This is a genomic window from Pseudomonas sp. NFACC56-3 (assembly GCF_900100025.1).
GTDB classification, from domain to species: domain Bacteria; phylum Pseudomonadota; class Gammaproteobacteria; order Pseudomonadales; family Pseudomonadaceae; genus Aquipseudomonas; species Aquipseudomonas fluorescens_AA.
Genome location: NZ_FMTK01000012.1, coordinates 13,185 through 29,148, shown reverse-complemented (window position 1 = coordinate 29,148; position 15,964 = coordinate 13,185). Strand labels below are relative to the sequence as shown.

Sequence of the window (15,964 nt, the reverse complement as noted above, 5' to 3'; positions counted from 1 at the left end):
TGGGTATTCAGTTGCCAACGCCAGCGCCGGTCTCGGCTATGATTCGACGCTGTCGATTGATCCGGCACATTGTGTGCATCACAGGTTCATAGGTCGGCAACCCCTCCCCGTGGAGGAAGGATTGCCGTATAACGACTGTCATTCGCGTGTTTGGTAATAAAGGACCCACAATAAAAGCTGATGAAGACTCCAAAACGCATTGAACCCCTGATCGAGGACGGTCTGGTCGACGAGGTGCTGCGCCCACTCATGAGTGGTAAAGAAGCAGCTGTTTATGTGGTGCGCTGCGGCAACGAGCTACGTTGCGCGAAGGTCTACAAGGAGGCGAACAAGCGAAGTTTTCGTCAGGCGGCCGAGTATCAGGAAGGCCGTAAGGTGCGCAACAGCCGTCAGGCCCGGGCCATGGCCAAGGGCTCGAAGTTCGGGCGCAAGGAAACCGAGGACGCCTGGCAGAATGCCGAAGTGGCGGCACTGTTCCGCCTGGCAAGCGCGGGTGTGCGCGTGCCCAAGCCGTACGACTTCCTTGAAGGCGTGCTGCTGATGGAGCTGGTGGCCGACGAGTACGGCGATGCGGCGCCGCGCCTGAACGATGTGGTGCTGGAGCCGGACCAGGCCCGTGAATATCACGCCTTTCTGATTTCCCAGATCGTGTTGATGCTGTGTACCGGTCTGGTGCACGGTGACCTGTCGGAGTTCAACGTGCTGCTGACGCCGACGGGGCCGGTGATCATCGACCTGCCGCAAGCCGTGGATGCCGCGGGTAACAACCATGCCTTCAGCATGCTGGAGCGGGACGTGGGCAACATGGCGTCCTACTTCGGCCGGTTTGCCCCGGAACTCAAGCGCACCAAGTACGCCAAGGAAATGTGGGCGCTGTACGAAGCTGGCACCCTGCACCCGGCCAGCGTGCTGACCGGCGAGTTCGACGAGCCGGAAGAACTGGCGGATGTCGGTGGGATCATGCGTGAAATCGAGGCCGCCCGCCTGGATGAAGAACGCCGTCAGGCCGTCCGCGCCGCCGACGATGCCCCACCCGGCAAGACCGAAGAACCACCGCCGCCGTGGATGCAATGATCGGTTGAACAGAAACCCGGCCAATGGCCGGGTTTTTTGTGGGCACTGCAAAATCTCCTATCCACCGAAGACTCCAGTGGGAGCGAGCTTGCTCACGATAGCGGTGGGTCCGCTTGTATCGATGTTGAATGTGCCGCCGTTATCGCGAGCAAGCTCGCTCCCACAGGTTTTCCGGGGTGTTTGGGGATTCGTGTCCGCCACCAATCCCTGTGGGAGCGAGCCTGCTCGCGATAGCGGTGGGACAGCTTGCGATGGTGTTGAATGTGCCGCCGTCATCGCGAGCAGGCTCGCTCCCACAGGGTATGGCGGTGGAGATCAACTCTTGCAGCACCCCGACGCCAGTTCCTTGAGGATCGGGCAATCCGGACGGTGGTCGCCGTGGCAGTGCTCGACCAGGTCTTGCAAGGTGTCGCGCAGTTCGGCCAGTTCGCGGATTCTCTGGTTCAGTTCATCGATGTGTTGCCTGGCCAAGGCTTTGACGTCGGCGCTGGCGCGTTGGCGGTCTTGCCAGAGAGCGAGCAATTTGCCGACCTCTTCCAGGGAAAACCCCAAATCGCGGGAGCGCTTGATGAACGCCAGGGTATGCAGGTCATCGGTGCCGTAGATCCGGTAGCCGCTGTCGGTGCGATGGGCGGCCTTGAGCAGGCCGATGGATTCGTAATAGCGGATCATCTTCGCGCTCAGGCCGCTCTGGTGGGCCGCTTGGCCGATGTTCATCGCTTGTCCTCCAACTGCTTGGGTGTCCAGAACTTCAACAGTAACGCATTGCTCACCACGCTGACGCTCGACAGGGCCATGGCCGCGCCGGCCAGCACCGGGTTGAGCAAGCCGAATGCCGCCAGGGGGATGCCGATCAAGTTATAGACGAACGCCCAGAACAGGTTCTGGCGGATCTTGGCGTAGGTCTTGCGGCTGATGTCCAAGGCCGCCGGCACCAGTCGTGGATCGCCACGCATGAGGGTGATGCCCGCGGCATGCATCGCCACGTCGGTGCCGCCGCCCATGGCAATGCCAATGTCGGCGGCGGCCAGGGCCGGGGCGTCGTTGATGCCGTCGCCCACCATTGCCACCACCGAGTGGCGCTTCAATTGTTGGACGATGGCGGATTTATCCGCCGGCAGTACCTCGGCATGGACATTGGAAATCTCCAGCGCCCGGGCCACCACCCGGGCGCTGCCTTGGTTGTCGCCGGTGAGCAGATGGCTGGCGATGTGCTGTTCATTCAAGGCCTGTACGGCGGCGAGAGCGCCGGGCTTGAGGGTGTCACCGAAGGCGAACAGGCCCAGCACCCGCGGCGTCGCGCCTTGTTCGAGCAGCCAGGACAACGTACGGCCTTCGGTTTCCCAGGCCTGTGCGGATTCGGCCAGCGAGCCGGGGTTCAAGCCCAGTTCGTCCAGCAGGCGCCGATTGCCCAGGGCCAGGCGTTGCCCTGCGAGGCTGCCGGCAATGCCGCGCCCGGCCAGGGATTGGCTGTCGCTGACATCCGGCACATCCAGGCCGCGCTCGACGCAGGCGTCCAGCACGGCTTTGGCGAGCGGGTGTTCGCTGCCGCGTTGCAGCGCGCCGGCCATTTTCAGCAACGCATCTTCATCGCCGTCCAAGGCGGTCAAGTGGGCGATGCGCGGCGTGCCGGAGGTCAGGGTGCCGGTCTTGTCGAACACCACGGTCGTGACTTCATGGGCGCGTTCCAGGGCCTCGGCATCCTTGATCAGAATCCCGTGGCGCGCCGCCACGCCGGTGCCGGCCATGATCGCCGTGGGCGTCGCAAGGCCCAGGGCGCAGGGGCAGGCGATCACCAGCACGGCGACGGCGTTGATCAGCGCGGTTTCCAGTGGCGCACCATACAGCCACCAGCCGATCAACGTCGCCAGGGCCAGCACCAGCACCACCGGTACGAAGACCTGGCTGACTTTATCTACCAGTTTCTGGATCGGCGCCTTGGCGGCCTGGGCGTCTTCCACCAGGCGGATGATGCGCGCCAGGACGGTTTCGGTGCCCAGGGCTTGCGTGCGGACCAGCAACCGGCCTTCGCCATTGATGGCGCCGCCGGTGACCTTGTCGCCGGGCTGCTTGGGCACCGGCAGGCTTTCGCCGCTGATCAGCGCTTCGTCGGCGTGGCTCTGGCCTTCCAGCACTTCGCCGTCCACCGGGAAGCGTTCGCCGGGCTTGACCAGCACCAAGTCATTCAAGCGCAGGGCGCTGATGGCAACGTCCCGCTCCTGGCCATCGATCACCTGGATCGCCCGTTCCGGGCGCAAGGCTTCGAGGGCGCGAATGGCGCTGGCGGTCTGGCGCTTGGCGCGGCTCTCCAGGTATTTACCGAGCAACACCAGGGCGATCACCACGGCCGAAGCCTCGAAATACAGGTGCGGCATGCTGCCGGGACGGGCGATCGCCCATTCATAGAGGCTCAAGCCGTAGCCAGCGCTGGTGCCCAGGGCCACCAGCAGGTCCATGTTTCCGGCACCGGCCCGCACGGCCTTGAAGGCGGCGACGTAGAAACGCGCACCGAAGATGAACTGCACCGGCGTCGCCAGGGCGAACTGAACCCAGGCCGGGAGCATCCAATGCACGCCGAACGGCTGCAGCAACATGGGCAGCACCAACGGCACCGACAGCACAATCGCCAGCACCAGGGCCAGGCGTTCACGGTTCAGACGGTTGTTCTGCGTGTCGGCGACCTGCTCGGCCTGCCAGACCGTGGCGTCATAGCCGGCGCGCTTGACCGCATCGATCAGGGTTTGCGCATCCACCTGGCCGAGCAGTTCGAGGTGGGCCCGCTCGTTGGCCAGGTTGACGCTGATGCTGTTCACGCCGTCGACCTTGCCCAGGGCACGTTCGACCCGGCCGACACAGGAGGCGCAGGTCATGCCTTCGATGTTCAGTTCCAGGGTGTGCACGGGAACGCTATAGCCTGCCTGTTCGACGGCCTGCTTCAAGGCCGGCAGGCTGCCTTCGGGGGCCTGGACACGTGCCAGTTCCGTCGCCAGGTTGACGCTGACGGCGCTGGCACCGGCGACTTTGCTCAAGGCCCGCTCGACCCGCCCGGCGCAGCTGGCGCAGGTCATGCCGGCAATGGGTAGGTCGAATGTGGTGGATTCGGACATCGGTCACGCTCCCTGTAGTGAATGACTACAGGATCAACCTTGCCATGCTGGCAAGGTCAAGCGCCAATCCTCTGTGGGAGCGAGCTTGCTCGCGATAGGGGTAGTTCAGTCGACATCCATGGTGGATGTTAGATCGCCATCGCGAGCCAGCTCGCTCCCACAGGGGCTCGCAACCACAAGTTCGAGTGGCGTGTCAGTAACCGAGCCCAGCCTGCTTGAGGTACATACCTTGTTCACTCATGGCGATGCGGAACTTCAAGATGTCCCCGGCCTTGAGGGTGATGTTCTGCGACCCAGGCGCGAGCATGCCCGGGTTGCAACCCGGCGCTTGTCCCGGCAGCAATTTCAGGCGCAAGGAAAACTGGCCCGGCGGCAGGTTGAACGAGGTGCTCTGCTCCTGGAACAGCCGGGCCGAGAGTTGATCCTGGATGTAGATGCCGATTTCGCAACTGGTCGCCACTTCCAGGCGCTCGCGGGAAATGATCAACACGCCATAGTCCTCACCGACGGCAGAGGCCTGGGGCGCCACCGCTGAAAAACCGAGCATGCAAAACAGACTGAACGCTGACCAGCGCATGGCTGAACCTCCGGTGTGAAATCCTTGATGTGTGCAGCTTGGCTGACGGCGATGCCGATTGCCAGCCCGGCAGTTTTTGTCAGAACTTGACCTTGCCATGATGGCAAGCTTGAGACTGGCGGCAACCTCAATCCCAAGGAGTCATCTCATGCAAACATTCAATGTTCAGGGCATGTCCTGTGGTCACTGCGTCAAGGCCATCACCCAGGCTGTCCAGGCCAAGGATCCGGCGGCGGACGTGCAAGTCGACCTGGGTGCCAAGACCGTCCGGGTCCAGAGCTCGTTGGCGACCGAAGCCGTGCTCGCGGCCATCAAGGAAGAAGGCTATGAGGCTAGTCCCGCCTGAAGTTTTTTAATCGTTAGCGACCTATCGGAATGTTCAAGAGCGCCCGGCACGGCTAGACTGTCGGGCTGTCGAACGACGCCTGAGCTGGACGCCCGATGAACCTTCGCACCATTCTGATTCTTGGCGCCTTGAGCGCTTTCGGTCCCTTGGCGATCGACTTCTACCTGCCCGCCTTTCCGGCGATGGCCACCGCCTTCGGTACTGACGAAAAACACATCCAGTTGACCCTGGCGGCCTACTTCCTCGGCTTGTCCATCGGGCAACTGGCCTATGGGCCGGTGGCGGATCGCTTCGGGCGGCGGATTCCGCTGCTCACGGGCGTTGGCTTGTTCACCCTGGCGTCCCTGGCTTGCGCCTATGCACCGAACCTCGAATGGCTGATCGGTGCCCGCTTCGTCCAGGCCTTGGGCGGATGTGCCGGGATGGTGATTTCCCGGGCGGTGGTCAGCGACAAATGCGACGCGGTGGGTTCGGCCAAGGTGTTTTCGCAGCTGATGCTGGTGATGGGCTTGGCGCCGATTCTCGCGCCGATGTTGGGCGGGTTGTTGGTGAACCTGCATGGTTGGCAGTCAATTTTCATTGCCCTGACCGTGTTCAGCGCATTGGCGTCGACGGCGGTGGCCTTGTGGCTGCCGGAAAGCTTGCCGGATTATGTCCCTCGGCAACCGTTGTCGGGGGCGTTGCGCCAATATGGCCGGTTATTGACCGATGCCGTCTATCTCGGCCATGCGCTGACAGGGGGCATCGCTATCGCCGGGATGTTTTCCTACATCGCCGGTTCGCCTTTCGTCTTCATCAAGCTCTACGGTGTCCCGGCCGAACATTTCGGTTGGCTGTTCGGCACCAATGCGGCGGGCTTCATCCTGGTCGCCCAAGTCAACGCCCGGCTGCTGTCCAAGCGCGGCCCGGCGTTCCTGCTGAGCCGCGCGGTATGGGTCTACCTGGGCGCGGGGCTGAGCCTGCTGGCCGTCAGTTCATTGCAACCTGCGCAGTTGTGGCCGCTGCTGGTTCCGCTGTTCATCTGCATCGCCAGCCTGGGTTGCATCCTGCCCAATGCTTCGGCCTGCGCCATGAACGGACAGGGCGCCCGGGCCGGCAGCGCGTCGGCGATGCTGGGATGCCTGCAGTTTTCCGTGGCCGCCGGGGCGGCCGCATTGGTGGCGGCGCTGCATAACGGCACCGCCGTGCCAATGGCGCTGGTCATCAGCCTTTGCGGGCTGTTGGTGGTGAGCGCGGCGATGCTGACTCGTCGCCTGCAAAATGCCCGGGTATTGGCCCAGGCCAGTCGCGAGGGCTGACTCAGCCGGCCGCGCGCTGCTGCTGTTCGGGGAAATGATGGGGCGCGTGGATCCGCGCTTGCAAGGTTGTGGCGAAAGCCTGGGCTTCGGCCTCGGTACGGAAGGTGACGACGTGCCGGTCAAGACGCACTTGCCATTGGTTTTTTGCCACTTCTTTTATCAGGATCTTCATTGCTGACCTCCTCACGAAAAGATTACGTTGCAAAGGCCTCGAGTGTAGACCCGAATACGATCGGAGTTGTGACAACGGTCAATTCTCGGACTGACGGCATGGGTTTTGTGGGAGCAAAGCTAGCTCGCGATAAATGATGACGCGGTTTTATAGAGAACCGCGGCGCCTCCATCGCGAGCAAGCTTTGCTCCCACAAGCGCCAGGCCATCATCGTGTCTTGGGTCAGAAGCCTTCAAGCACGATCTTGCCCTTGGACTGGCCGCTTTCCAGCAACGCGTGGGCCCGGCGCAGGTTCTCGGCGTTGATGGTGCCGAAATGCTCGCCCACCGTGGTCTTCAGCGTACCGGCGTCGATCAGCGCGGCCACGCGGTTGAGCAGTTTGTGTTGTTCAAGCATGTCAGCCGTTTCGAACAGCGAGCGGGTGTACATGAATTCCCAATGCAACGACAGGCTCTTGCGCTTGAGCTTAGTCACGTCCAGCGCCTTGGGATCGTCGATCAGCGCCAGTTTGCCCTGGGGGGCGAGGGCTTCGACCAGCTGGTCCAGGTGCTGGTCGGTCTGGGTCAGGCTGGCGACGTGAGTCACCTGGGGCTGGCCTGCTTCCTTCAATACTTCGCTCAAGGGGCGGCTGTGGTCGATCACCAGGTCTGCACCCAGGCTGCGCACCCATTCCTGGGTTTGCGCACGGGACGCGGTGCCAATCACCTTCAACCCGGTGAGCTGGCTGGCCAGTTGCGTCAGGATCGACCCCACGCCGCCGGCAGCGCCGACGATCAACAGGCTCTGGCCCTGGTTGTCCTGGCCTTCCTGGATATTCAGGCGCTCGAACAACAATTCCCAGGCGGTGATGGCCGTCAACGGCAGCGCCGCCGCGTCGGCGAAACCGAGGGTCTTAGGCATGTGGCCGACAATGCGTTCATCCACTACGTGCAATTCGCTGTTGCCACCGGCCCGGGCGATGGAACCGGCGTAGAACACCTTGTCCCCGGCCTTGAACAGCGTGACCTCGCTGCCCACCGCCTTGACCACGCCGGCCACGTCCCAGCCCAGCACCTTGGCGACGCCATCTTCGGGCTGGACGTTCTGGCGGACCTTGGTGTCCACCGGGTTGACCGAAATGGCCTTGACCTCCACCAGCAGGTCCCGGGGACCGGCGACCGGTTCCGGCAGCTCGATGTCCTGGAGCGATTGTGGGTCGGTGATGGGTAGCGAGTGGTAGTAGGCAATGGCTTTCATGAAGCGGCTCCGTGAGGTGAGTTTCGATGAAGGCCATGTTTAGCTATTTATAGCCGAGATAAAACCGGCTAAAACAACAGGCTCTTTCAATACTTTTTTGATAATGGGCGCGTGATGCTTCGCTTCGATGACTTGCAATTGTTTGTCCGAGCAGCGGACCTGGGCAGTCTTTCGGCCGCGGCCAGGGTCATGGACCTGTCGGCGGCGGTGGCCAGTGCCGCGTTGAAACGGATCGAGCAGCACCTCGGCGCCCGGCTGTTGGCCCGCTCCACCCGCAGCTTGCGCCTGACGGCCGAGGGCGAGAGTTTTCTCGAATATGCCCGGGCCGCATTGAGCAGCCTTGACGAAGGCCGGCGCTTGTTGACCAGCGGCCAGGACCAGGTCAGCGGAGTGTTGCAGTTGTCCGCGCCGTCGGACCTGGGACGCAACCTGCTATTGCCCTGGCTGGATGCGTTCCAGCGCGAGCATCCCGGGCTGACGGTGCGACTGCTACTGGGCGATCGCATGGCCGACCTGTTCAAGCAGCCGGTGGACATCGCCCTGCGTTATGGCGAGCCGGAGGATTCGAGCCTGGTGGCCTTGCCTGTCGCCCCGGACAACCGTCGGGTGCTGTGTGCATCGCCGGATTATCTGGCTCGCCGGGGCGAACCTCATCAACTGGAACAACTGGCCCAACACAACTGCCTGCTGTACATGCTGGGCAGCCGGGTCCATGACCGATGGGCTTTTCATGACGGCAAGCGGGAGGTGAGCCTCACCGTCAGTGGCGACCGTTTCAGTGACGATGCCGATGTGGTGCGCCGCTGGGCGGTGGCGGGGGCCGGGATCGCCTATAAATCGTGGCTGGATGTGTCCACTGACGTGCTGGCCGGGCGTTTGAAAATCCTCTTGCCGCACCTGCACTGCGAACGCGCGCCCCTCAATCTGCTGTGTGCCCACCGGGCGCAATTGAGTAAACCGATCAAACTTTTGCGGGACATGCTCCAGGCTCGCTGCGGTGAGTTGACGGCTCGATTTCCACTCCCGAAGGGGGCCGGCCATTAGTCGCGCGCAAATAGAGACTTTTCCCTCATGAACAATCGCCTCCAAAGGTTTCCGGAGGACAGGAAAGCTCGATCGTCGCGCTTATACTAACGACCGCCTGCGCCAGAGCAGTAGACGAATGATTCAACAGGGAGTGAATACATGGAACATGCACCTTGCATCAGCCAGATCGCCACGCTGCTGGCTGACCCCAAGCGCAGCGCAATGATGTGGGCTTTGATGGACGGCACGGCCCGCCAGGCTGAAGAGTTGGCGTTGCTCGCCGGTTTGTCGCCGTCCTCGGCCAATGCGCACCTGGGGCGCTTGTCCGCCGGCGGCCTGTTGAAAGTCGAAGCCCGGGGGCGCAAGCGGTTTTTCCGCTTGGCCGCGCCTGAAATCGGCGCGGCCGTCGAAGCGCTGGCCAGCGCGACCCTGGTCAGTACGCCACGGCAGATTCCGGATGTCTTCAAGCGCCGGGCCATGCCGACCAAGGCCCCGTCGGCCCCCGCTTCGTTGATGCGGGCCAGGCTGTGCGACGATCACTTGGGGGGAACCCTGGCGGCCGATCTCTACCAGCGCCTGCTCGACGCGGGATGGATCGAGCAGTTCGAACAACGGGTGATCGTCACGCACAAGGGCGCCACTCAACTGGCTGAGCGTGGCCTGTTCATCCAGGCCCTGGCCCATCGCAACGCCCGTGTCGCCTGCCCTTGCCCGGACTGGAGCGAGCGTCGTCCGCATCTGGGAGGCGCGCTGGGGGCGGCGTTGCTGCAACTGTTCATGCAGTCGGGTTGGCTGACCTTGCCCAACGATTCGCGGGCCTTGCAGGTGACGACGCTGGGCCAGCAGGAAATCCACCGGTTCGCCCGGCAGGATGCCGTAGAGATGGCGTTCTAGGGAACTCGCCTGGCGCGTCGCTCAGGGCTGTCGACAGGTCGTATTCAGCAATAGCCGCCAGCAAGGTTCGCGCACACTCGATCCGGGGATTTTTTTGGATTGGGGGGCAGCAACATGAATACTCACGGTTACAGCGCGGCGGAACGCCTGGAGCGGTTACCCATCAGCGGGTATCACCGGGTGATTTTCATCATCATCGCCCTGGCGTTTTTCTTCGACTCCATGGACTTGGCGATGATGACGTTCCTGTTGGGCTCGATCAAAGCCGAGTTCGGCCTGAGCACTGCCCAGGCCGGTCTGCTCGCCAGCTCCAGCTTCTTCGGCATGGTGCTGGGTGCATCGCTGTCGGGCATGCTGGCCGATCGTTTCGGGCGCAAGCCGGTGTTCCAGTGGAGCATCGTGTTGTGGGGCATTGCCAGTTACCTGTGCTCCACCGCCCAGGACGTCGAGACCTTGACACTGTTCCGCGTCCTGCTGGGCATCGGCATGGGCATGGAGTTTCCGATTGCCCAGTCGATGCTCTCGGAGTTGATCCCGGCCAAGCGTCGAGGGCGCTACATCGCCTTGATGGACGGCTTCTGGCCACTGGGTTTCGTGGCGGCGGGGGTGCTGTCGTATTTTCTGCTGCCGGTGGTGGGCTGGCGCGACATCTTCCTGGTGCTGGCGGTGCCGGCAGTGTTTGTCCTGGCGATTCGCTTCTTCATTCCCGAGTCGCCGCGCTGGCTGGAGCAGGCCGGACGGGGTGATGAAGCGGATGCCGTGCTCAAGCGAATCGAAGACAAGGTCCGAGCCTCGCTGGGACAGCGCGACCTGCCGGAGCCGATTCGCCTGCCGAGGGTCGAGAGCACGCCGGGCAATTTCTTTTCGGCCCTGGCGCAGATCTGGTCGCCGCTGTATCGCCAGCGCACGATGATGATCTGGAGTGTCTGGTTCTTTGCCTTGCTGGGTTTTTATGGCCTGACGTCCTGGCTCAGCGCATTGTTGCAGCAGTCGGGGTTCGCCGTGACCCAGTCGGTGTATTACACCGTGCTGATTTCCCTGGGCGGGATTCCCGGCTTCCTGATGGCGGCCTGGCTGGTGGAGCGTTGGGGGCGTAAGCCGGTGTGCATCATCACCTTGCTGGGCGGTGGGGTGATGGCGTTTCTGTATGGGCAGAGTGCGGTGTTTGGCGGCAACGTCGGCCTGTTGATCGGCACCGGTTTGCTGATGCAGTTTTTCCTGTTTGGCATGTGGGCGGTGCTCTACACCTACACGCCGGAGCTGTACCCCACCTCGGCGCGGGCCACGGGTTCGGGCTTCGCTTCGGCGGTGGGTCGTATCGGTTCGCTGCTCGGTCCCCTGGTGACCGGCCTGGTGTTTCCCATCACTGGTCAGGGCGGCGTATTTGCCCTGGGTGCGTTGTGCTTCGCCGTGGCGGCGGGAGTGGTCTGGGTGTTCGGCATGGAAACCCGGGGCAAGACGCTGGAGGAATTGAGCGAGGGTACGGTGGCCGATTAAACACCAGCCCACTGTGGGAGCGAGCTTGCTCGCGATAGCGGTCTGGCATGCAACATCGATGTCGACTGATACACCGCCATCGCGAGCAAGCTCGCTCCCACAGGGGATGATCGTGAGGCTTAAGGTTTTACCAGCCGCGCATCCAGGCTGTTCTGCGCCAGTCGCTTGGCCTGGTCCTGGGTCATGCCCAGGTGGGTGTGCAGGGCGTGGAAGTTTTCGGTGACGTAGCCGCCAAAGTAGGCCGGGTCATCGGAGTTCACCGTCACCTTCACACCGCGTTCGAGCATGTCGAGGATGTTGTGCTGGGACATGTCGTCGAACACGCACAGCTTGGTGTTGGACAGTGGGCACACGGTCAATGGAATCTGCTCGTCGATGATCCGCTGCATCAGTCGCTCATCTTCGATGGCCCGCACGCCATGGTCGATGCGCTGGATCTTCAGCAGGTCCAGGGCTTCCCAGATGTACTCGGGCGGGCCCTCTTCGCCGGCGTGGGCGACGGTCAGGAAGCCTTCGTTGCGCGCGCGGTCGAAGACTCGCTGGAACTTGCTCGGTGGATGGCCCATTTCCGAACTGTCCAGGCCCACGGCCACGAAAGCCTCGCGGAACGGCAGCGCTTGGTCGAGGGTTTTCTCGGCTTGTTCTTCACTCAGGTGGCGCAGGAAACTCAGGATCAGGCCGCTGGTGATGCCCAGTTGCTGCTCTCCGTCCTTGAGGGCGGCGGCGATGCCGTTGAGCACCACTTCGAACGGGATGCCACGGTCTGTGTGGGTTTGCGGGTCGAAGAACGGTTCGGTGTGGATCACGTTCTGCGCCTTGCAGCGCAACAGGTAGGCCCAGGTCAGGTCGTAGAAATCCTGGGAGGTGCGCAGCACATCGGCACCCTGGTAATACAGGTCGAGGAACTCCTGGAGGTTGTTGAAGGCATAGGCCTTGCGCAGGGTGTCGACGTCGTTCCATGGCAGAGCGATCTTGTTGCGTTCGGCCAGGGCGAACAGCAGCTCGGGTTCCAGGGAGCCTTCCAGGTGCAGGTGCAGTTCAGCCTTGGGCAGGGCGTTCAGCCAGTCGTACATGGTCTTTTCTCATCAGCGAAGCGATGGCGGGCATTCTACAGGGGGCTGGCGGCCCTGTCGGGTAAAACCTGACCGGCTGATCCACTACACGGCGTGGGGCTCCCGTCGGTAAGCATAGGTGTCGGCGAAGCGCGAGAGCAGGAATTCGGCGCAGGTGGTGGTCGGGTACTTTGGCGGGTGGGCGTCATCCTGGCAACCGGGCAGGCATTGGATCAGCGTGTCGGGGTGCGGCTCGGCAAAGAATGGCATCGAATAACGGTCCACTCCCAGCGGGCTGATCACCCGATGCGGCGTGGACAGGTAACGGTCGTTGCTCCAGCGCGCCATCATGTCGCCGAGGTTGACCACGAAGGTACCGTCGATAGGCGGCGCGTCGATCCACTGGCCGTTGACGTTGCGCACTTGCAGGCCGCCGGCGGCGTCCTGGTAGAGCAGGGTGATACAACCGTAATCGGTATGAGCGCCGGCACCTTGCTGTTCGGCGCAACTGGCGGCATCGCGGGGTGGGTAGTGGATCAGGCGCAGCACGCTCACCGGCTCGTTGAAGCGCGTATCGAAAAAGTCCCGTTCGATGCCCAGGGCCAGGGTCATGGCCCGCAGCAGGGTTTGCGCAAGCGCCTGCATGTCACGGTAATGCTGCTCCATCAAGGTTGCCCAACCGCTCAGGTCGGGATGCCGGTTGGGGCCGCGCAGGGGTTTTTCCGCCAGCACCTCGGGGTGATCGGCCGGCAAATGCAGGCCCATGTCGAAGGTTTCCTTCAGGTCGCTGGGCTTGGTCGGGTCCAGTTGTTCCGTGGCGACGGCGCCGTAGCCGCGATGGTGACGGGTCTGGGTGATGTCGATCTTGAGCTTTTCTTCGACGGGCAGGGCGAAGAAGCGTTGAGCATTGCCCAGTACCTCGGCGATGCGCGCCGGGCTGATGGGGTGGCCCTTGATGTAGAAAAAGCCCCACTGGCGGCAGGCACGGTCGATTTGCCCGGCGACGGCTTGCCAGGCGTCGGGCTCATCGCCGTAGAGCGGGCTGATGTCGATGATGGGCAGGCTGTTCATGCGGCTTTCCTGACTTGAAATAGGAGCCCCATGTGGGAGCGAGCTTGCTCGCGATCGCGGTGGGTCAGCCAATACAGATATTGAATGTCGGTCCGCAATCGCGAGCAAGCTCGCTCCCACAATAGATATTGGGTTGGGTTTGTGGACTATTTGGGAATCTCGGCCTTCATGCCTTCGACGTAATAATTCATCGACGCCAGTTCCGCGTTGGTGGCGCTCGCGCCCGCGGGGATTTTCTCGACGCCGGCCTGGTCCTTGATCGGGCCGGTGAACGGATGGAAGGCGCCGCTCTCGATGTCGGCGATGATCTGCTCGGCTTCGCCCTTGACCGCTGCCGGCACCAGGTCGCTGATCGGCAGTTTCACCGTGCCTTCCTTCAGGCCGCCCCAGTAGTCCTGGGATTTCCAGTCATGGTCGAGCACGCTCTGGGTCGCTTGGATGTAATGCGGGCCCCAGTCGTTGACGATGGAGGTCAGCACCGCCTTGGGCCCGAAGTGGGCCATGTCCGAAGCGTAGCCCACCGCATAGACGCCGCGTCGTTCGGCGGCCTGGATCGGCGCCGGGCTGTCGGTGTGCTGGAACACCACGTCCACGCCCTGGTCGATCAGCGCGTTGGCGGCGTCGGCTTCTTTGCCCGGGTCGAACCAGGAGTTGACCCACACCACCTTGATCTCGGTACCGGGGTTGTATTTGTTCAGGGCCAGTTGGATGGCGTTGATGTCGCGGATGACTTCCGGGATCGGGAAGGAGGCAACGTAGCCGATCTTCTTGGTCTTGGTCATCTTGGCCGCGAGGAAACCGCCGACGTAGCGGCCTTCGTAGGTGCGAGCCAGGTACGTGCCCAGGTTCTTGTCCTGCTTGTAGCCGGTGGCGTGTTCGAAGATCACCTTGGGGAACTGCTTGGCGACTTTCAGCGTCGGGTTCATGTAGCCGAAGGAGGTGGTGAAGATCAGGTCGTATTTGTCCTTGGCCATGTTGCGGATCACCCGCTCGGCGTCGGCCCCCTCCGGCACGTTTTCCACGTAGTTGGTGGTGATCCTGTCGCCGAATTTCGCCGCCAGCTCCTTGCGCCCTTGTTCATGCTGATAGGTCCAGCCGTGGTCGCCGATCGGGCCGATGTAGACGAAGCCGACCTTCAGCGGGTCGGCGGCACTGGCATTCAGACCGGCGCCCAGGCCGACGGCGGCGACGACGGCGCAAAGCAACTTCTTCAAGGGGCGTTTGTGCATGAACTCGAACTCCATTTTGTTGTGAGGTTGGCTGTGCAGCACCAATGCAAAATGCTGACCAAAAGGACAACAAAATCTGCGATCTTTTCGGGGCAGCCATCGCGAGCAAGCTCGCTCCCACAAAGGCGTGCACAACCTGTGGGAGCGAGCTTGCTCGCGATGAGGCCCTCCAGATCGATAAAGGTGCACCTGCCAGCCACTCGCCACTGTCTGGTGCGTCACACTCGAACGAAACGTTCGCCGCCCCCTACAGTCTGTAGCTCATGACCCGCCCACGCTGACAGGCCCGCGATGCTCACTTTGCTCAAGCAAGAAAAACTGCTGTTGCTGGCGCTGATCGCCGCGCTCATCGCTTACCCGCTGGAACATTGGCTATTGGGCAACGGGCAACTGGTCGCGTTGATCGGTGGCCTGGTGCTGATCGGCTTCATCGTCGCCGCCTCCATGCGCGTGGCCCATCACGCCGAGTTGCTGGCGGAAAAAGTCGGTGATCCCTACGGCACGATGATCCTGACCCTGTCGGCGGTGCTGGTGGAGGTGGTGATCCTGGCGATCATGATGAGCAACGAAGCGTCGTCGACACTGGTGCGGGACACGATCTACTCGGCGGTGATGCTCGACATCAACGGCATCCTCGGGCTGGCGGCGCTGATGGGCGGGATCAAGCATGGCGAGCAGGCCTACAACGACGATTCGGCGCGCACCTACAGCGTGATGATCCTCACCGCCATGGGCGTGTCGATGGTGGTACCGGAGTTCATTCCCCAGCAGAACTGGAAAATGTATTCGGCCTTCACCATCGGCGCGATGATCGTGCTGTACACCCTGTTCCTGCGCATGCAGGTCGGGCCCCACAGTTACTTCTTCAGCTACAGCTACCCGGAAAAACGCCGCAAGAAAGAACCGGTGGAAAACGAGCCGGAACCCATCAGTCTGACGTTTTCCATCGGTGCCCTGGTGTTTGGCGTGGTGGTGATCGGCGCCCTGGCCGAAGTCATGTCCAAGGCACTCGACCTGGGCCTGGAAGGCTCGGGCGCGCCGCCGGTGGTCACGGCGATCCTGGTGGCCGCGATCTCCGCCGCACCGGAAATCCTCACCGCTCTGCGCGCCGCCCTGGCGAACCGCATGCAGTCGGTGGTGAACATCGCGTTGGGCGCGTCGCTGTCCACCGTGATCCTCACCGTACCGGTGATGGAAGCCATGGCCCTCTACACCGGCCAGCCCTTCCAGATGGCGATGACCCCGGTGCAGACGGTGATGATCTTCATCACCCTGATCGTCAGCGCGATCAACCTCAATGATGGTGAAACCAATGCCATCGAAGGCATGACCCACTTTGTGTTGTTCGCGACTTTCATCATGTTGTCCTTGCTGGGGCTCTAGGC

General features: G+C 62.6%; 15 protein-coding genes. 7 read left to right on the top strand and 8 right to left on the bottom strand.

What is annotated here, in order from left to right; translation table 11 throughout:
* Positions 1-180 precede the first annotated feature (180 nt).
* The gene (locus BLO80_RS17120) at positions 181-1,074 is read left to right on the top strand and encodes a PA4780 family RIO1-like protein kinase (protein ID WP_072410317.1); all 894 of its coding nucleotides are present in this window, start codon (positions 181-183) and stop codon (positions 1,072-1,074) included.
* A 315-nt stretch (positions 1,075-1,389) separates the two neighbouring features.
* Here BLO80_RS17120 and cueR read toward each other — a convergent pair whose 3' ends face one another.
* The 3 genes from cueR to BLO80_RS17100 all read right to left on the bottom strand — a co-directional run bounded on the left by cueR (position 1,390) and on the right by BLO80_RS17100 (position 4,758).
* Entirely contained in the window at positions 1,390-1,791 is a 402-nt protein-coding gene (cueR, locus tag BLO80_RS17110) for a Cu(I)-responsive transcriptional regulator (protein WP_092331125.1), read from the bottom strand.
* Positions 1,788-4,181 (bottom strand): heavy metal translocating P-type ATPase, encoded by a 2,394-nt coding sequence (locus BLO80_RS17105; protein ID WP_092331128.1) that lies wholly within the window; start codon positions 4,179-4,181, stop codon positions 1,788-1,790. Before BLO80_RS17105 ends, cueR begins: the two co-directional genes overlap by 4 nt.
* Positions 4,182-4,374: 193 nt before the next feature.
* Complete coding sequence (locus tag BLO80_RS17100; protein ID WP_092331130.1) at positions 4,375-4,758, bottom strand: hypothetical protein; 384 nt, start codon at positions 4,756-4,758, stop codon at positions 4,375-4,377.
* 148 nt (positions 4,759-4,906) lie between these two features.
* Between BLO80_RS17100 and BLO80_RS17095 the strand changes: the two genes are divergently transcribed.
* Both BLO80_RS17095 and BLO80_RS17090 read left to right on the top strand, forming a co-directional pair.
* Complete coding sequence (locus BLO80_RS17095) at positions 4,907-5,104, top strand: heavy-metal-associated domain-containing protein (RefSeq protein WP_092331133.1); 198 nt, start codon at positions 4,907-4,909, stop codon at positions 5,102-5,104.
* 95 nt (positions 5,105-5,199) lie between these two features.
* The gene (locus BLO80_RS17090; protein ID WP_092331135.1) at positions 5,200-6,402 is read left to right on the top strand and encodes a multidrug effflux MFS transporter; all 1,203 of its coding nucleotides are present in this window, start codon (positions 5,200-5,202) and stop codon (positions 6,400-6,402) included.
* Position 6,403: 1 nt separating this feature from the next.
* On the opposite strand, the gene BLO80_RS29965 is transcribed toward BLO80_RS17090, so the two are convergent.
* Both BLO80_RS29965 and BLO80_RS17085 read right to left on the bottom strand, forming a co-directional pair.
* Positions 6,404-6,574 carry a hypothetical protein gene (locus BLO80_RS29965; RefSeq protein WP_175459516.1) on the bottom strand — a complete coding sequence of 57 codons (171 nt, stop codon included), beginning with the start codon at positions 6,572-6,574 and terminating at the stop codon, positions 6,404-6,406.
* Positions 6,575-6,796: 222 nt separating this feature from the next.
* A complete protein-coding gene (locus BLO80_RS17085; RefSeq protein ID WP_092331137.1) occupies positions 6,797-7,810 on the bottom strand; it encodes a zinc-binding alcohol dehydrogenase family protein in 1,014 nt (337 codons plus the stop codon).
* Between the two features lie 114 nt (positions 7,811-7,924).
* On the opposite strand from BLO80_RS17085, the gene BLO80_RS17080 reads away from it, so the two are divergent.
* From BLO80_RS17080 to BLO80_RS17070, 3 genes are all read left to right on the top strand, one after another.
* Positions 7,925-8,854, top strand: a complete 930-nt coding sequence (locus tag BLO80_RS17080) for a LysR family transcriptional regulator (RefSeq protein ID WP_092331140.1) — start codon at positions 7,925-7,927, stop codon at positions 8,852-8,854.
* 141 nt (positions 8,855-8,995) lie between these two features.
* Positions 8,996-9,730, top strand: a complete 735-nt coding sequence (locus BLO80_RS17075) for an ArsR/SmtB family transcription factor (RefSeq protein ID WP_092331143.1) — start codon at positions 8,996-8,998, stop codon at positions 9,728-9,730.
* A gap of 114 nt (positions 9,731-9,844) precedes the next feature.
* Positions 9,845-11,227, top strand: coding sequence for an MFS transporter (locus BLO80_RS17070; RefSeq protein WP_092331145.1), 1,383 nt, complete (start codon positions 9,845-9,847; stop codon positions 11,225-11,227).
* A gap of 119 nt (positions 11,228-11,346) precedes the next feature.
* Here BLO80_RS17070 and BLO80_RS17065 read toward each other — a convergent pair whose 3' ends face one another.
* From BLO80_RS17065 to BLO80_RS17055, 3 genes are all read right to left on the bottom strand, one after another.
* On the bottom strand, positions 11,347-12,300 hold the full coding sequence (locus BLO80_RS17065; protein ID WP_060739317.1) for an adenosine deaminase: 954 nt from the start codon (positions 12,298-12,300) through the stop codon (positions 11,347-11,349).
* Positions 12,301-12,384: 84 nt separating this feature from the next.
* Positions 12,385-13,350, bottom strand: a complete 966-nt coding sequence (locus BLO80_RS17060; RefSeq protein ID WP_092331148.1) for a 2-oxoglutarate and iron-dependent oxygenase domain-containing protein — start codon at positions 13,348-13,350, stop codon at positions 12,385-12,387.
* A gap of 146 nt (positions 13,351-13,496) precedes the next feature.
* Entirely contained in the window at positions 13,497-14,579 is a 1,083-nt protein-coding gene (locus BLO80_RS17055) for a BMP family ABC transporter substrate-binding protein (protein ID WP_092331151.1), read from the bottom strand.
* 291 nt (positions 14,580-14,870) lie between these two features.
* Here BLO80_RS17055 and BLO80_RS17050 point away from each other — a divergent pair, with 291 nt between their 5' ends.
* The gene (locus BLO80_RS17050; protein ID WP_092331153.1) at positions 14,871-15,962 is read left to right on the top strand and encodes a calcium:cation antiporter; all 1,092 of its coding nucleotides are present in this window, start codon (positions 14,871-14,873) and stop codon (positions 15,960-15,962) included.
* The last annotated feature ends 2 nt before the right edge of the window (positions 15,963-15,964 follow it).

What these genes read in the sequence shown, in the direction of transcription:
- BLO80_RS17055 (WP_092331151.1), bottom strand. Translation starts at nt 14,579, where the DNA reads ATGCACAAACGCCCCTTGAAGAAGTTGCTTTGCGCCGTCGTCGCCGCC.
- BLO80_RS17060 (WP_092331148.1), bottom strand. Translation starts at nt 13,350, where the DNA reads ATGAACAGCCTGCCCATCATCGACATCAGCCCGCTCTACGGCGATGAG.
- BLO80_RS17105 (WP_092331128.1), bottom strand. Translation starts at nt 4,181, where the DNA reads ATGTCCGAATCCACCACATTCGACCTACCCATTGCCGGCATGACCTGC.
- BLO80_RS17095 (WP_092331133.1), top strand. Translation starts at nt 4,907, where the DNA reads ATGCAAACATTCAATGTTCAGGGCATGTCCTGTGGTCACTGCGTCAAG.
- BLO80_RS17080 (WP_092331140.1), top strand. Translation starts at nt 7,925, where the DNA reads ATGCTTCGCTTCGATGACTTGCAATTGTTTGTCCGAGCAGCGGACCTG.
- BLO80_RS17070 (WP_092331145.1), top strand. Translation starts at nt 9,845, where the DNA reads ATGAATACTCACGGTTACAGCGCGGCGGAACGCCTGGAGCGGTTACCC.
- BLO80_RS17065 (WP_060739317.1), bottom strand. Translation starts at nt 12,300, where the DNA reads ATGTACGACTGGCTGAACGCCCTGCCCAAGGCTGAACTGCACCTGCAC.
- BLO80_RS29965 (WP_175459516.1), bottom strand. Translation starts at nt 6,574, where the DNA reads ATGAAGATCCTGATAAAAGAAGTGGCAAAAAACCAATGGCAAGTGCGT.
- BLO80_RS17075 (WP_092331143.1), top strand. Translation starts at nt 8,996, where the DNA reads ATGGAACATGCACCTTGCATCAGCCAGATCGCCACGCTGCTGGCTGAC.
- cueR (WP_092331125.1), bottom strand. Translation starts at nt 1,791, where the DNA reads ATGAACATCGGCCAAGCGGCCCACCAGAGCGGCCTGAGCGCGAAGATG.
- BLO80_RS17120 (WP_072410317.1), top strand. Translation starts at nt 181, where the DNA reads ATGAAGACTCCAAAACGCATTGAACCCCTGATCGAGGACGGTCTGGTC.
- BLO80_RS17090 (WP_092331135.1), top strand. Translation starts at nt 5,200, where the DNA reads ATGAACCTTCGCACCATTCTGATTCTTGGCGCCTTGAGCGCTTTCGGT.
- BLO80_RS17085 (WP_092331137.1), bottom strand. Translation starts at nt 7,810, where the DNA reads ATGAAAGCCATTGCCTACTACCACTCGCTACCCATCACCGACCCACAA.
- BLO80_RS17100 (WP_092331130.1), bottom strand. Translation starts at nt 4,758, where the DNA reads ATGCGCTGGTCAGCGTTCAGTCTGTTTTGCATGCTCGGTTTTTCAGCG.
- BLO80_RS17050 (WP_092331153.1), top strand. Translation starts at nt 14,871, where the DNA reads ATGCTCACTTTGCTCAAGCAAGAAAAACTGCTGTTGCTGGCGCTGATC.